The organism is Candidatus Limnocylindria bacterium (assembly GCA_036523395.1).
Classification (GTDB): domain Bacteria; phylum Chloroflexota; class Limnocylindria; order P2-11E; family P2-11E; genus CF-39.
In genome coordinates, this window is sequence record DATDEH010000060.1 from 1 (window position 1) to 14784 (window position 14784).

A 14784-nucleotide genomic window follows, 5' to 3' on the forward strand; every position below is an offset into this window, starting at 1 on the left:
ACGGGATTCCACGCCGAGCTCGAGCGGCTCATCGGCGTCTACGACAACAAGAGCCTTGGGGGGATCTCGCCGTACCAGTTCTACATCTGCTGCTTCCGCGCGCGGATCACCGGCGGCGATGCGACACCGTCGGTCGAGACACCTGAGGTCGCGCTCACCGACCCTGCGTCGTTGCCGGAGGACATGTCGCTGCTACAGCGCACGATGCTGGCCGACTCGCTGAAGCGCGACGCGCCCGCGGTGTACCAGTGACCAAGATCGTGGTCTGGTCAGGCTTCGGCGGCATGGCCAACGAGCTTCCGAAGCTGCTAACGGAGGACGACGTCGCGGTCCCGAAGGATGAGTCGGAGCTCGCGACCGCGGCCGAAGCGGAGGTCGGCATCGGCACGAACAACGGCTCGCGCGTTCGAAAGCTCTTCGACGCGGCGCCCAAGCTGAAGTGGTACCACTCGGTCGGCGCGGGCGTCGAGGACCTCGTGGGCGTTCCGGAGTTCCGCGCGCGAGGCATCACGCTCACGAACAACAGCGGCTCGTACGACATCCAGATCGCCGAGCACGCGATGGCCTTCATTCTCGCCGGCGCGAAGCGGTTGCATGTCTACCGCGATCAACAGTCGCGACGCAACTGGAAGGACCACCGGCAGGACGAGATCCGCGGTGCGACGCTCGTGGTGTACGGCCTGGGCAGCATCGGGGCGGAGATCGCCCGGCTCGGGGCAGCGTTCGGCATGCGCGTCATCGGCGTGCGCCGCCGCGTCGAGCCGGCTCCCGGCGTCGAACGCATCGTGCCGCCGGAGATGCTCGCGGAGGTGGCAGCCGAGGCCGACTACCTCGCGGTGGCCGCGCCGCTTACCGCCGCGACGCGCGGCGCGGTGTCACGCGACGTCATCGGCGGGATGAAGAAGACCGCGTGGATCGTGAACATCGCGCGCGGTGCGATCGTGGACGAGGCCGCGCTCGTCGACGCATTGCAGCAAGGGAAGCTCGGCGGCGCGGGTATCGACGCGTTCAGCACCGAGCCGCTGCCCGTGGATCATCCACTGTGGGCGCTCGAGAACGTGATCATCAGCCCGCATTCGTCGAACTCGTCGCCTCACGTGCGCGAGCGCACCGTCGCGCTCTTCGTCGAGAACCTGCGGCGCTTCAAAGCGAACGAGCCGCTGCTCAACCGCGTCGACCTCGAGGCGGGGTACTGATGCGCACCGCGCGCGTGAAGCTCGCGGCGCGCACGGCGGGGTTCACCGAGTCCGTCATCCGCGAGATGACGCGGCTCAACGCCGTCCACGGCGGCATCAATCTCGCGCAGGGCTTCCCCAACTTCGCCGCGCCGCAGGCGCTCAAAGACGCCGCGAAGCGCGCGATCGACGCGGACATCAACCAGTACGCGATCACCTGGGGCGCCAAGTCCCTGCGCGACGCGCTGTCGCGGACCTACGCCGATCTTTATGGGATGGCCGTGGACCCCGAGACGATGCTCACCGTGACCTGCGGGGCGACCGAGGCGATGATCTCGACCCTTCTCGCGCTCGTCGATCCCGGCGACGAGGTCATCGTGCTCGAGCCGTTCTACGAGAACTACGGCCCAGACGCCGACATCGCCGGCGCGCGCCCGGTGTACGTCGCGCTGCGGCCGCCTGAGAACGTGTTCGATCGCGACGAGCTGCGCAAGGCGTTCGGTCCCCGCACGAAGGCGATCATCGTGAACACGCCGAACAATCCCACCGGCCGCGTGTTCACGCGCGACGAGCTCACCTTCATCGCATCGCTCTGCATCGAGCACGACGTCGTCGCCGTGACCGACGAGATCTACGAGCACATCCGCTACGAGGGCGAGCACTTCCCGATGGCGACGCTGCCCGGCATGGCCGAGCGCACGGTGACGATCTCGGGCGCGAGCAAGACGTTCTCGGTCACGGGCTGGCGCGTCGGCTGGATCGTCGCGCCGCCGGAGCTCACCGCGGGGATCCGCAAGGTGCACGACTTCGTGACCGTCGGGGCACCGGCACCGCTGCAGGAAGCGGTCGCGGCCGGCCTCGCGCTGGGTCGTCCGTACTATGCCTCGCTCAGCGCCGAATATCGCAAGCGCCGCGATCTCCTCGTGCCTGCGCTCGAATCGGCGGGGTTCGCTCCCCGCAAGCCGGAGGGCGCGTACTACGTCCTCTGCGACATCACGCCGTTCGGCTTCGACGACGACACCGAGTTCGCGCACTGGCTCGTGTCAGAGGTCGGCGTCGCCGGCGTGCCGGGCTCCTCCTTCTATTCGGAGCCTGCGCTTGGGAAACACCTCATCCGCTTTACGTTCTGCAAGACGCACGACGTGCTCGCCGCCGCGGCCGAGCGCCTGATGCGGACACGGGAGCTCGCGGCGAAGCGGCGCTAGCCGTCAGCGGAAGCGCACCCGCACGACGAGCGGGCGGTGGTCCGACGTCGTCACTTGAAGGATCTGCGCGCTCAACACCTCGATGTCCTTCGTCACGAAGATGTAGTCGAGCTGCTCCTCGCCGGGCGGATCGAACGGGCTCCCCGATGACGTGAAGGTCATCGCTGCCCCAAGTCCTTGACCGGCCAGCGCGTCGATCAGGCCAGCGGCGACCATCGTCGTCACCGCGGGTTTGCTGCGATCGTCGTTGTAGTCGCCGGCGTGGATCGCGCGCCCGCGGCCGTAGTTGGTCGCGAAGGCGGTGATGGCGGCGGCTTGCTCGCCCCGCTCTCGTATCTCCTGGCCGCGGTCGTACGGGGTCAGGTGCGTCGCGGTCACGAACACGTCGCCGGCCGGAGCGGCGATCAGCGCCCACGCGAAGCCACGAGGAATACCGCTCGCCGCGATGGGAAAGTGCACCGTGCCTGAGTTGGCGATGCGGTAGCGGCTGAAGATCGCGTTGCCGAAGTGCACGCCGTTCATCGCTCCGAACACGCTCTGGTATCCGCCGAACCGCCATCGCAGCCACGAGTAGCTGTCGACGCCGCCCGCCAGATCCCAGACGCGATTCACTTCCTGGAGCGTGATGACGTCGGGATTGCTCGCCGCGATCACATCGGCGACGCGCGGCAACGCGGGCAGGCCGTGCAGGTCGAAGCCCTGGTGGATGTTGTAGTCGAACACGGTGAGCTCGCCCGACGCCGGCGCGACCGCGACCTGCGCCGTGTTCGATGGCACGAAGCTCAGCAGAACGCCCACGAGACCGACAACGCCTGCCGCTATGGGTGACCTCCTTGTGCGTACCCTCGCCGCGCCCGATGCCCCGAGCGCCAGAAGGGCGACCGCGACCACCGCAACGGGCCACACGAACGTCGCGGTCCGGTTCGCGTAGTCGGCGTAGGCCGCGAAGGTGAAGACGAAGAAGAGCATCGCTCCTGCGTACGACGCAAGGTACGTGCGCCGCCCGCCCGATTCGCTGAGCGCGCCGGTGAGCACGACGACGAGGCCGGCCTGCGCGGGCACGACCGCGAACGTCGCGATGCCGCCGAGCGGCACGGCGAGCACGCAGAGCAGCGTCACCGCGCCTACGACCGCCATCGGCACCCGACCCGGGATCCACATGAGCGCGAGAGCGGCGGCGACGAGCGACAGCTCGATCACCAGACCCGCGATCGCAAGCTCCCAGCCGCCGAGCGCTTCGATGAACCCGATATTCGCCAGGAGCGTGAGCTGCAGGAACAGGAACGGACCGATCGCGATCGCGCCCCACGATGTGCCGGCCGGCGGGCAGTCAGCCTCCTGCGCCGCCACGCGGGTGACGAGGATGAACAGCGCCGCGAGCACGATGGCGGCGACCCAGCCTCCGGCACCGACGAGGTACGGCACGTCCAGGCCGTGCAGCGCGAGCTGTCCCGCGACCTGCGCGGCGATCCCGAGGACCGCCGCGAGCGCGACGAGTCTCGATGCGCCGTGTCGCGCGGCTTCGTTGACATACGCGGGGAGCCACCAGAGCCAGACGATCACGCCTGCGAACGCGAGGGCCGCGGTCGCCGCTTCGTCGCTCACGACCTGGCGCACGACGATGAGGACCCCGAGCAGCGCGGCCCACCGGTACACCGGACGCGGGCCGCCCGCGATGCGTGCTGCCACCCAGCCCAGGAGCCCGACCGACCAGACGGCGAGCGCGACGAGCCCGACGATCGTCGGAAGCTGATCCTCCGCGACGTTCCACACGACCATCGCGAAGAAGAAGCGGAGCGTCTGGATGCCGAGCCAGAAACCGATGGCGCCGGCGATTACGAGTGCGGTCTGCAAGCGCCGCGATTATCGGTACGCGCTGGCCTGGCCGCCAGCCGCGACTCAGATTTCGATCTCGGTGCCGTCGGCGGCGAGTGGCCACGCGAGCTTGTCGTGCCGCGCGAGTGTCTCCGCCCCGGCGTGCGTCAGCACGATCCGCCTGGCCCGCAGGTCGCTGCGATGTGCAAGCAAATCCGCGTGCGACAGGTGTTGCGGGATGCGCTTCTCAAAGGAGTACGCCTCGGCGATGAAGAGGTCGGCGGCGTCGGCAAGCCTGGGTAAGGCGCCGCACCACTCCGTATCGCCCGTGTACGCGACGACGCGGCCGTCGACGCGCGCACGGAGTCCGTGAGGCACCGTCTCGGGCAGGTGCGCGACCGGCATCGCGACGACCTCGAGCGGACCGATCCGCGTTGCCTTCTCGCCGAGCTCGACGTATGTGACGCCGAAGCGCTGCTCCGTTCGTGATGACGTCGGCAGCGCCGCCTCGAACACGGCCGTCATCCGTTCGCGCACGCCGGGTGGACCCGCGACGGCGAGCGGCCGCTCGCGCTTCGTGAACTGGCCGTCGAGGATCAGGTACGGAACACCGCCGCAGTGGTCACCGTGGAAGTGCGTGAGCAAAACGGCATCGATGGAGCCAGGGTCGACGCCGGCTCGCTTCAGCGCGACGAGCGATGTCGCGCCACAGTCGATGAGAGAACGGTAGCCATCGGCGTCGACGAGGATGCACGTCTGGAAGCGCCCGCCGCTGGCGAACGAGTCGCCGCTTCCGATGAAGCGGACGCGCGTCACTCGGTCGGGATCTGCTCGAACGGAGTGATGCGCAGCATCGCGAGATACAGCGCGTACGGATCCGGCGGAGCGACAACTCCGGACGACGGAACTGTGCTGACGTTGCTCAGCTGCTGCGCTGCCCGCTCGGCGTCCTGCTGCCGCCCGAGCGCGCGCAGCGCCTGCGGGTAGGAGTTGCGTAGACCGAAGACACCGCTCGCCGACCCCATCGAGAGACCCTTCTCGAACGCGGCGACCGCCTCCTCGAACATCCCGAACGAGTACGCGGCCTCGCCGTATGCGAGCCACGAGAAGTTCGTGTTCTGCGTCAGCGCTTCCTTTTTCGCGCGCTCGTACAGGTCGCGCCGCATGACCACGTCGCTCACCTGCGGACCCATGATCGCCCTCAGGAGCTCCTCGTCCTGAGGCCGGTAGATGACCATGTAGCGATAGCTGAACGACTGCCAGTTGCGTCCGAACCACTCGTATGGGAGCGACACCATGTTGCCGAGCATCGAGTCGTTCACGTACACGACGCTCGTCGCGTCGTCATAGCCGCGTACCGTGCGCCAGTGCGCGATGCGCGAGACCCAGGGATCCTGCATCCACTGCGTGACCATGGGAGCGAAGCCGTTCGCGACGAGTGCCTTGATCGTGTCGATCGTGCCGCCGTTGCGCCACGTCGAGCGAAGATCGAAGTTGTCCTTCACCCACGGGCCGACACCCTGCGGACCCATCCCGCGGCGCACGTCGGTCCCCCGCAGGGCGAGGCGCGCGGTCTCCTGGTTCGCGTCGACGCCGAGCGTCGAGAGCGCCATCACGACCGCGGCCGGTCCGCAGTTGTTGAGCGACTGCCACACGTGCTTCATCTCGGGGAACACCGCGCGCGCGGGAGCCGCGACCGGCGTGGGGAGGACCTCGTCGACGATCACCGGAACGGGGGCGCTCACCGCGACCATGGGCTCGGTAACGGTGACGCTCGCCGCGAGATCCTCGGTCGGTGTCGTATCAACGATGGCCGCGCTCTCCGCCGCTTCGACGGGCCGCAGGGCCACGCCCGCCGCGAGAACAACGGCGATGGTCAGGGCAGAGACGGCAGCGGAAGCACCCCGACCTCTCATATGTGTCCATAGGGTAGCCCTCCGGCCGGTCACCGACGAGTCCGGCCGCGTCCCAGACACGTACCATCCGGCGATGAGCCCGACCACGCTGGTCCGCGGCCGGCTGCGCGACCACCCGCTGTGGTCCCGCGCACTCGGCGCGCCCGAGATCGTGGGGCGCCTCATCCAACCGGTCATCGTTTCCGCGCGCGTCGAGGACCGCGAGCGCGTTCCTGATGTGCCGTTCCTCGAGCGCCTCTCCTTAACGGAGCTCGTGCGCGACGCGCGCGAAGCCTCCTCAGCGGGCCTCGCGGGTTTCCTCATCTTCGCCGCGTCGGATCGCAAGGACGAACACGCACTTCTTGCGAGCGAGCGCGACCAGATCGTCGCCCGAGCCATCCACGCGGTGAAAGATGCAGCGCCTGACCTCGCGGTCGCGACCGATGTTTGCGTCTGCGCGTATACGCCGCACGGCCAGTGCGTCCTCTTCGCGGACGGTCAGGCGAACGTCGCCGGAACCCTCGATCGGCTCGCCGAGATCGCCGCGGTGCATGCTGACGCCGGCGCCGACCTGCTCATACCTTCGGGGATGCTCGAGGGCAGCGTGCGCGCGCTTCGCGCGGCGGTCTCCTCCGCGGGACGGCCCGAGCTGCCGATCGCCGCGATGGTCAAGCTCCAGAGCGTTCTGTACGAAGCCCATCGCGTCGCGGTGGAGGCGGTCCCGGTGACCGAGCGCGCCGTGCCGCTGATCGCGGTCGACGATCGCGACGGAGCGCGCACGAGAGCCGCTCGCGAGGTCGCGGCGGGCGCGGACGCGATCGTCCTGAAACCAGGGCTCGTCACGCTCGACCTCGTGACGCGCGTGTCCGAGACCGTCGACCGACCGGTGATCTCGTTCTTCACGGCCGACGAGCACGCGTTCTTCGTCACGCCCGATGACTCGCAAGATCGCACGGACGCCGAGCGCGAGACCTTCGCTGCCGCGCGGCGCGCGGGGGCAGACCTGCTCGTCAGCTACGGCGCACTGAGCGCAGCGGCCGAGTGATCCGCGCCAGCACGTTCGACACGACGCTTCGGTCCCTCGCGATAGCCGTCGCCCTCGTGGTGCAGATCGTCGCCATCGCCGTGATCGGCGATGTGTTCCACGACGTGTTCGCATCCAAGCCATCTGTGGATGCCGCGGCAGCGCCGACGAGTGAGACCGTCGCACGTGTCGCACTGGCCGCACGGGGCGACCGCCTCATGACCATCAACCTCGCGCTGGATGTGGCCGCGGTCGATCTAGCGGCGACCGCGCCGGTACGTGACGCGGAGCTCGTCAGCGACGCCAGCGGCGCGCTACCTGAGCCCGTGGCGGATACCGCCGTCGCGCCGGCGGATGGGGCACCCGAAGCGGCGCCGCCGCTGGTCGCGGAGACGACGCCGCAGCCGCGGCCCGATCCGACGGCCGCGCCGCGACCGATAGCCGCGGCTCCGGCGATCACGACCTCCCCGACGACCGTCGAAGCCGAGCTACGGATGCTCTACCTGATGAACACGTCTCGGATGCAGGCGGGCCTTGTCCCGCTCGCGCTCGACACCGGCGTGTCCGATGTCGCGCGTAAGCACAGCGCCGCCGAGGCGCAGGTCCGCTACGTCTATCACGACGGCCCTGACGGCACGGCGCATTCGCGCTACGTGCCCGCGTGCGGGACCGGCTGGTACGGCGAGAACACCGGCAAGGTGTGGAGCGGCGGCGTGGAAGTTCTGCATCGAGAGTTCATGGCCGAGCCGTGGGAGCCGATCAACCACCGCACGAACATCATGGATCCGAACTTCCGTCGCGTCGGCATCGGCGCGGTCCAGGGACCGGACGCGGTCTACATCACGATGGCGTTCTGCCGCTAGGTCTTCTGACCTCGGCGCTGGGCGAGCTGCTGCGCGACATCGCCCCGCGTGATCCCTCCGGTGGGCTCCCACGCGTGCTGCTCCGCCCGCACATTCATGGCGCAAAACGCCCAGCGGCCATCCACGACCGTGATGTGGTCGCTCTCGAGTTGCGGGTCGCGGAGGTGCTCCGGGAGCACGCACAGGAAGTGGATGAGGGCATCGGAACGGCCAGTCAGAGCTGAGTCCCTCCTCACGCTCGCGTCACGGTTGACCTCTCGCAATGCTAGCGTTCGGCACGGTGGAGTACCTGAAGCGCACCCTACCGAACGGCGTGCGGATCCTCGTCTCGGAGATGCCGGAGACGCGCTCGGCGTCGCTGGCGGTGTTCGTCGGCGCGGGCTCGCGCATGGAGAGCCGCAAGGATGCAGGGACGAGCCATTTCCTCGAGCACATGGTGTTCAAAGGAACGGCGAAACGTCCGACCGCCGCCGACATCAGCATGGAGATCGAGAGCCGCGGCGGCGTCGTAAATGCCGCGACGGACAAAGAGGTCACCGTCTTCTGGACGCGCGTGCCGGCACGGCACTGGCGCATCGCGCTCGATGTCGTCGCGGACATGGTCCTCGCGCCGCTGCTGCGCGAGTCGGACGTCGAGTCTGAGAAGAAGGTCATCGTCGAAGAGCTTCGGATGTACCGCGATCAACCACAGGACCGCGTCCACACGCTTGTCGACGAGCTCCTGTATCCGAACCATCCGCTCGGCTGGGAGGTCGCGGGCCGCGAGCAGGTCGTGCTCGGAATGAAGGCCGACCAGATCCGCGACTTCATGGACCGCGGTTACGCGCCGAAGAAGATCGTCATCGCGCTCGCCGGCAAGGTGGACGCGAACGAGGTGTCGGATGCGATCGCGGAGCTGTTCGCGCCGATCGCCGACCGCAAGCCGCCGCGCCTCAAGCCCGCGCCAAAGCCCTCGAAGACGCGCGTGAAGCTCCTCGGCAAGCGGACGGAGCAGGCGCACGTGTGCATCGGCTGGCGCGGCGTCCCGCAGGTGCATTCTGACAAGTACACGCTCGACATGCTCAACGCGATCCTCGGTGAGGGCATGTCGAGCCGGCTCTTCCTGGAGCTTCGCGAGAAGCGCGCGCTCGCATACGACGTGCATTCGTTCTCGTCGAACTACCTCGACGCGGGCCACGAGGTCATCTACGCGGGCATCGCGCCCGATCGGATCGGCGAGGTGGTCGACGCCGCGCTCGCGCAGGTCGCGCGCCTCCGCGACGAGATCGTGCCGCCCGACGAGCTCGAACGTGTGCGCGACTTCAACAAGGGACGTCTCGAGTTGCGCCTCGAGGACACGCGGGGTGTGTCGAACTGGCTGGCGGGGCAGGAGCTGTTCCTCGACCGCGTGCGGACCGTCGAAGAGGTGTGCGACATCATCGACAGCGTCAGCGCCGAGGACATCCAACGAGCGGCGCAGCAGTACCTGCGACCTGACCTCGCATACGTCTCCGCGGTCGGCCCCCGCGCCGCGGTCGCCACGGTCCGCGCGCCTGAGGGCGCCGAGGTCGTGATGGAGATCGCCTCCTGAGCCCCGAGCAGATCGTCGAGCGCACCCTCGTCGTGCTGAAGCCCGATGCGGTGCAGCGCGGTATCTCGGGTGAGATCCTGACGCGCTTCGAGCGCCGCGGTCTGCGCATCGCGGCTCTCCGTTTGCTTCGCGTCGACCGCGCGATGGCCGAGAAGCATTACGCGGTCCACAAGGGGAAGTTCTTCTACGACGACCTCGTGAAGGTGATCAGCTCGTCGCCGGTGGTCGCGATGGTGCTCGAGGGGCCGAACGCGATCGCCGTTGTCCGCGCGATGGTCGGGGCGACCCGGCCCCACGAGGCCGCGCCGGGCACGATCCGTGGCGATTACGCGCTCGTCGGGCTGCGCAACCTCGTCCATGCGAGCGACGCGCCAGAGACCGCGAAAAGCGAGATCGCGCTGTGGTTCTCCGACGGCGTCGTCGACTACACGCGCGACGTGGAGCGCTGGATGACCGAGGACAAGGCCTGACTCCCAAGCGCGACCGCCCGAGTATCCCGAAGGGCTACATCACGCGTGGCCCGAAAGGCATGCTCGCGTGGACCGATGTCGAGAAGATCCTTCACAACGGCCGTTACTACTGGATCTCGACGACCGACGCCGATGGTCGCCCGCATCTCGTGCAGCAGTGGGCCGCCTGGGTCGACGATCACCTGTACTTCGAGGGCAGCGAGCGCACGCACTGGGCCCTGAACCTCGCACGAGATCCGCGCGTCGCGTTCGGGACACAGACCGGAACGCGAGCGCTCTTCGGACAGGGCACCGTCGAGGTGGTGCGTGGCGCGGCGCCAGCCGTCGCGAAGAAGATCGCTGGCCAGTACGCCAGGAAATACGGGCGGGCCTTCGATTACCGGCCTAAACCCGAGCAGTACGAGAAAGGTCACGTCTTCCGCGCTAAACCCTCGAAGATCATCGCCTTCGATGTGAAACACTTCACCGCGTCTGGGACCCGCTTCACGTTCTAGCGGCTGTGGGTAGGGGGTAGGGGAGCATGGCGACGTTACTTCGCGCGTCACTTCTGCTGCGTGTCGGCCATGGCGAAAGACAGCTCGTCGTACGCGAGCTTCGTTCCGACCAGCGTGTCATGCAGCGGATCAATCCCGGCACGCCGGTCGACGACAAGCCCTGGACCGAGATCGGGCGCTACAAGGATCTCGAGAAAGAGCGCGAGCGGCTGCGGGTCGATGGCTGGGAGATCGAGGAACCGAGCCTCCGCTAGCGACGCGCTCGTCCGTCGGGTGGACTTGCGTCCGGTGTATGAGCGCTCTCGATCATCGCGCATGCCGGCGGCCTCGTTTCCGTCTACGCGCATCTCGACGACACGTTCGCGCGTCCGCCGGTGCGTATCGGGGATGCGGTCCGGGCAGGTCAGGTGATCGGCTTCGTCGGACTCACCGGCATCACGACCGGCCCGCACCTTCACTTCGCCGTGCTGCGTGCCGGTCAGCCGATCGATCCGCTCCCGCTGCTTACCTCGCGTTAGCGCGGGGGACCCGCACGCCTAGAGCGGATGCAGCGCGCGAAGGAATTCGTCCGCGAACGCCGCGATGGGTTGCAGGAAGCCGTCCGGCTGCACGCCACCGATCAGTAGCGCCGCGAACACGAACCCGCCGACGATCCCGGCGATCGGTCGGCGCTCGATGCGCCAGCGGTCGGGTGCGGTGCGGAAGATCGCCATCGCCGCGCGCAGCTGCGCGACGAGAACGCCGAGGGTCGCGACGACGAGCGCGGTGCCCATCCAGCCCGAATACGAGTACGCGATGAGCTCGACAAAGAAGTGGCCTGGGAACGCAACGAGCGGCGGCGCGCCGATCATCGCGAAGCCTCCGACCACGAACGCGAGCGCGGCGAGCGGTGCGGTCGTCGCACTCGGGCGGTCCGCGCCGGCGCGACGCTCGAGCGTCCCGGCGGCGAGGAGCTGCTGTGTTGCGGCGAGGCCGGTCACGAGTGCGATCGCCATCGCGCCGATGATCCCGGGGCCGGACAGCGTCGCGATCCCCACGAGCGCCTGACCGAGGTTCGCGATCACTGAGTACACCGCCACGCGCCGCAGCTCGGTGGACCCGGTGGCGAGGAACGCCCCGCCGAGCGCGGACACGAGCCCGAGCGCGAGGAGCAGGTCCTGCACCTTTCCGATCTGCACGATCGCCGGGAGCAGACCGGATAGCACGAGGATCTGCGCGAACGCGATGAAGGTCGTCGGCACGAGCACGCCGAAGTAGAGCGCGAGCGCGGACGCGGGGACCTCCGACGCGAGTAGCGCGGCGTGCGTGTGGAACGGGATCGCCGCGAGCTTGAGCGCGAACGCGACGACGATGATCACGACGAGGAGCACGAACGTCGCGGGGGGCTGGTCGCGTCCGAGGCTCGCTGAGAGGGCCAGCGCCGCCATGCCCAGGCAGCCGCCGAGCGCCACGAAGCTGAAGTGGCGGTAGGCCGCCTCCGCGCTCCGGTTGCGGTGCACCTGGAAGGTGAACGAGCCGACCGGAACGAGCAGCCCGAGCAGCAGCGTGGCGTAGATCGCGATCGGTGTGGTGAGGACGAGTACCGCGATCACGACCGCGGCGACGACAAGGGCGGTCGGGAAGAAGTTGTACGCGGGCTCGTCGACCCATACCGCGAGCACCAGGAGGCAGAGCGTTCCCAGCATGACGACCGCGGCGAGGCGTGCCAGTTCCGACATGCGCCAGGGCAGCTCGAGCACCTCGCCCGATGCATCCGTCGGCATGAGCGCGACGACTGCGATCGCAGCCACGAGCGCCGCGAGCGTCACCGTCCCCACGACCGCAAGTCGCTTGCGGACGCCAAACGCGACGAGCGCCGCGACGCCGAGGAGCGAGACGACCTCGATCACGCCTCGCGCGCCGCCCTCTGGTTGACGATGAGGAATGCCCCTGCCAGCGCGACGACCACCTGGAGCCACGAGAACAGCAGCGTCAACGCGAGATGCGGGCCGGGTACGAGGCGCACCAGCAGCTGCGTCCCCGTGAGCATGAGCAGCGCACCGAGCGAACCGCGGACGGCTCCCCGCGCCGTCAGCAGGATCGCGATGCCCGAGGAGAGGAGCCAGAACGCGGCCACCTCGGTCGTCACGCCGCTCGGATCCGGGCCGAGGAGATTCGTGTTGATCTCATCGCCCGTCTCGGGACGCAGGAACACGAACGCTGCCGCCGTCGTCGCTGCGGCCACGACCGTCGCGATCCAGAGCCGCCATCCGGGATCTTCGCCGTACCGCCGATCGCGGGCCGCGACGAAGAGGATCGCCGAAGCCACGAGCGCGGCACAGGCCGAGACCACGACCTGTGCCACAGCGAGGCTGCCGTCGTCGATGAGATGCGCAGCGAGCGCGACGCCAAAGAACGCGATCGCCATGTAGCGCAGCTGGCGCGCGCTGTTCGCCGCGAGCGTTGTGACCGCGACGATCGCGAGCAACAGCATCAGCGCAGCGCCCAGACGAGGAGCGTGGCGATGAGCGTGAGCGCGAGCCAGACCCCGGCGCGTTCCTCGAAGGCCGCGAAGATACCGGATACGGTCGTCGCCGATCCGGCCAGCGCGCGGAATGACGAGGACGCGATGGGGACCGGATCGGCGGCGGAGACCACGGCTTCGAGCCGCGTGCTGAGCGGGGTCAGCTCGGGTAGGAGGGCGCGTACCGCGCGTGCCACGACGACCAGAAGTGTCGCGACGATCGCAACGACCGGTACCAGCGTCACAAGCTCGTCGAGGCTTCGCGTGTTGGGTCGGCCCATCGCGTCGGACATCGCATCGACGACCGGCAGCGTGAGCGCGAGAACGACCATGACCGTGCCGAGGAACGACGCGATCGATGCCGAGATGTCCAGGTCGGCGGGAACGGCTGCGATGCTGAGCCGTCTGCCTACATGCGCGAGCTCGAGCCCGACGACGGCACCGGCTGCGACGATGGCCAGGACCGCTGTGAGGAGATCTGACGTATCGAACGCGCCGACTGCGATCGTGAGCGCACCGGCGACGACCACGGTTGAGCTGGTCATCGCGGTGATGTACGAGCGGTGTGGCGGCATCCAGAACGCGTCCGTCACGGCCGCGAGCCCGCCGCCCGCCAGCACGACGAACGCGCCGGCGAGAGCCATCGGCGACCCGGTCGCGAGCGCGATCCAGAGCGCCGCGATGACGACGTCGTATCGCGATACGGCCCACTGCTCGGGCAGCGCCAACGAGACGGCTGCGGTGTACGCGATCGTCAGCAGCGAAGCGAGGAGGATGAGCTGGCTCCAGTGAATGAACGGGTAGACAAGGATGAGTACCAGCACCAGCAGCGAGATCACGATCCGCCGCCGCAGTGTGGGCTTGCCTCGCCGCAGGACGAAGCGCAGCGCGAGCGCGGCGACGACGACGGCGATGAGGGCCGGCGAGACGATCGCGGGAAGTCCGAGCGTCGCAAGATCGATGCGCGTCACACCGAGTAGGCGGCACAGCACGAGCGTCGCGCCAAGACCCGCGGGCATCGTGAGCAATCCGCGAAGACTCTCGCGCTCGCCGGTCTCCTCACTGCGATAGCCCCACGGGACGAACGGATAGAGACCCGCGAAGAGGGCCGCGCCGAGCGATGCCGCGAGGATCACGCCTGGCGTTGTCGCTTCCGGCGAGATCGTGTCGAAGCGGAACGATGCGCCCCCGAATCTCGATATGAGAAGCGCAGCGACGACGAAACCTTGAACACCGCCGGCGAGATAACCGGTGACGCGCGCGACCGCCGCCGCTGGCGAGACGAGCACCGCGATGAACGACGTGCTTGCCGCGAGCGCACCGAGAACGACGATGTCGGCGATCAGGTCGTCGGTGACGGCGAGTGTGATGAAGATGAGACCGTTCAAGAGGATCACCGGTCGCAAGAGCTGGTGCCGAGCACTCACACGTGTCGTGGCCACCAGAGCAGCCGCGACATAGAGGGCGCCGATCGCAAGGCCAATGGCAGCGAGACCATCCAGGCGATACGAGGCTTGGATGGTCGGTCCCCCCACCGCCGACCATTCCCACAGCGCCTGTCCACGCGCGCGTTCGGGATCGAGCGCGACGTACATAAGGAGTGGTGCAAGGCCCGCGATCGCGCAGCAGGCCACGGCCAACGGTATCCGCCAACGACGCGCTCGACGCGGCATGACAAATGCGAACGCGAGCGCGGAAAGTGACAGAGCCACAACGAAGAGGATCAGTTCGGCTCGCACGAGCACTGGGGTAAGGTAGCCGAAGTGGATA

The 14784-nt window shown here is 68.4% G+C and carries 17 protein-coding genes; 10 read left to right on the plus strand and 7 right to left on the minus strand.

Annotated features, from left to right (window positions below; translation table 11 throughout):
* From VI056_08170 to VI056_08180, 3 genes are all read left to right on the plus strand, one after another.
* On the plus strand, positions 1-252 hold a 252-nt coding region (locus VI056_08170), incomplete at its 5' end, for a hypothetical protein (GenBank protein HEY6203005.1).
* A complete protein-coding gene (locus tag VI056_08175; GenBank protein ID HEY6203006.1) occupies positions 249-1196 on the plus strand; it encodes a D-2-hydroxyacid dehydrogenase in 948 nt (315 codons plus the stop codon). The genes VI056_08170 and VI056_08175, both read left to right, overlap by 4 nt.
* Positions 1196-2380 carry an aminotransferase class I/II-fold pyridoxal phosphate-dependent enzyme gene (locus tag VI056_08180; GenBank protein HEY6203007.1) on the plus strand — a complete coding sequence of 395 codons (1185 nt, stop codon included), beginning with the start codon at positions 1196-1198 and terminating at the stop codon, positions 2378-2380. The genes VI056_08175 and VI056_08180 overlap by 1 nt, the downstream gene beginning before the upstream one ends.
* Before the next feature lie 3 nt (positions 2381-2383).
* Here VI056_08180 and VI056_08185 read toward each other — a convergent pair whose 3' ends face one another.
* From VI056_08185 to VI056_08195, 3 genes are read right to left on the minus strand one after another with little or no spacing between them, the layout of a single operon-like run.
* On the minus strand, positions 2384-4234 hold the full coding sequence (locus VI056_08185) for an endonuclease/exonuclease/phosphatase family protein (GenBank protein HEY6203008.1): 1851 nt from the start codon (positions 4232-4234) through the stop codon (positions 2384-2386).
* A gap of 45 nt (positions 4235-4279) precedes the next feature.
* Positions 4280-5011, minus strand: coding sequence for an MBL fold metallo-hydrolase (locus VI056_08190; protein ID HEY6203009.1), 732 nt, complete (start codon positions 5009-5011; stop codon positions 4280-4282).
* Entirely contained in the window at positions 5008-6111 is a 1104-nt protein-coding gene (locus VI056_08195) for a C39 family peptidase (protein HEY6203010.1), read from the minus strand. The genes VI056_08190 and VI056_08195 overlap by 4 nt, the downstream gene beginning before the upstream one ends.
* A gap of 73 nt (positions 6112-6184) precedes the next feature.
* Between VI056_08195 and VI056_08200 the strand changes: the two genes are divergently transcribed.
* Complete coding sequence (locus VI056_08200) at positions 6185-7135, plus strand: hypothetical protein (protein HEY6203011.1); 951 nt, start codon at positions 6185-6187, stop codon at positions 7133-7135.
* On the plus strand, positions 7132-7977 hold the full coding sequence (locus tag VI056_08205) for a CAP domain-containing protein (GenBank protein ID HEY6203012.1): 846 nt from the start codon (positions 7132-7134) through the stop codon (positions 7975-7977). Before VI056_08200 ends, VI056_08205 begins: the two co-directional genes overlap by 4 nt.
* Here VI056_08205 and VI056_08210 read toward each other — a convergent pair.
* Complete coding sequence (locus tag VI056_08210; protein ID HEY6203013.1) at positions 7974-8213, minus strand: hypothetical protein; 240 nt, start codon at positions 8211-8213, stop codon at positions 7974-7976. The two genes, VI056_08205 and VI056_08210, sit on opposite strands and share 4 nt — an antisense overlap.
* Positions 8214-8257: 44 nt before the next feature.
* On the opposite strand from VI056_08210, the gene VI056_08215 reads away from it, so the two are divergent.
* From VI056_08215 to VI056_08235, 5 genes are read left to right on the plus strand one after another with little or no spacing between them, the layout of a single operon-like run.
* Entirely contained in the window at positions 8258-9547 is a 1290-nt protein-coding gene (locus tag VI056_08215) for a pitrilysin family protein (GenBank protein ID HEY6203014.1), read from the plus strand.
* 11 nt (positions 9548-9558) lie between these two features.
* Positions 9559-10017 (plus strand): nucleoside-diphosphate kinase, encoded by a 459-nt coding sequence (ndk, locus tag VI056_08220; GenBank protein HEY6203015.1) that lies wholly within the window; start codon positions 9559-9561, stop codon positions 10015-10017.
* A 59-nt stretch (positions 10018-10076) separates the two neighbouring features.
* On the plus strand, positions 10077-10511 hold the full coding sequence (locus VI056_08225) for a pyridoxamine 5'-phosphate oxidase family protein (protein ID HEY6203016.1): 435 nt from the start codon (positions 10077-10079) through the stop codon (positions 10509-10511).
* A gap of 26 nt (positions 10512-10537) precedes the next feature.
* Positions 10538-10765, plus strand: coding sequence for a hypothetical protein (locus VI056_08230; GenBank protein HEY6203017.1), 228 nt, complete (start codon positions 10538-10540; stop codon positions 10763-10765).
* Positions 10766-10819: 54 nt separating this feature from the next.
* Entirely contained in the window at positions 10820-11029 is a 210-nt protein-coding gene (locus VI056_08235) for a M23 family metallopeptidase (protein HEY6203018.1), read from the plus strand.
* An 18-nt stretch (positions 11030-11047) separates the two neighbouring features.
* Here VI056_08235 and VI056_08240 read toward each other — a convergent pair whose 3' ends face one another.
* From VI056_08240 to VI056_08250, 3 genes are read right to left on the minus strand one after another with little or no spacing between them, the layout of a single operon-like run.
* Positions 11048-12400, minus strand: coding sequence for a proton-conducting transporter membrane subunit (locus VI056_08240; protein HEY6203019.1), 1353 nt, complete (start codon positions 12398-12400; stop codon positions 11048-11050).
* Positions 12397-12984, minus strand: coding sequence for a hypothetical protein (locus tag VI056_08245; protein HEY6203020.1), 588 nt, complete (start codon positions 12982-12984; stop codon positions 12397-12399). The genes VI056_08240 and VI056_08245 overlap by 4 nt, the downstream gene beginning before the upstream one ends.
* The gene (locus VI056_08250; protein ID HEY6203021.1) at positions 12984-14759 is read right to left on the minus strand and encodes a hypothetical protein; all 1776 of its coding nucleotides are present in this window, start codon (positions 14757-14759) and stop codon (positions 12984-12986) included. Before VI056_08250 ends, VI056_08245 begins: the two co-directional genes overlap by 1 nt.
* Positions 14760-14784 lie beyond the last annotated feature (25 nt).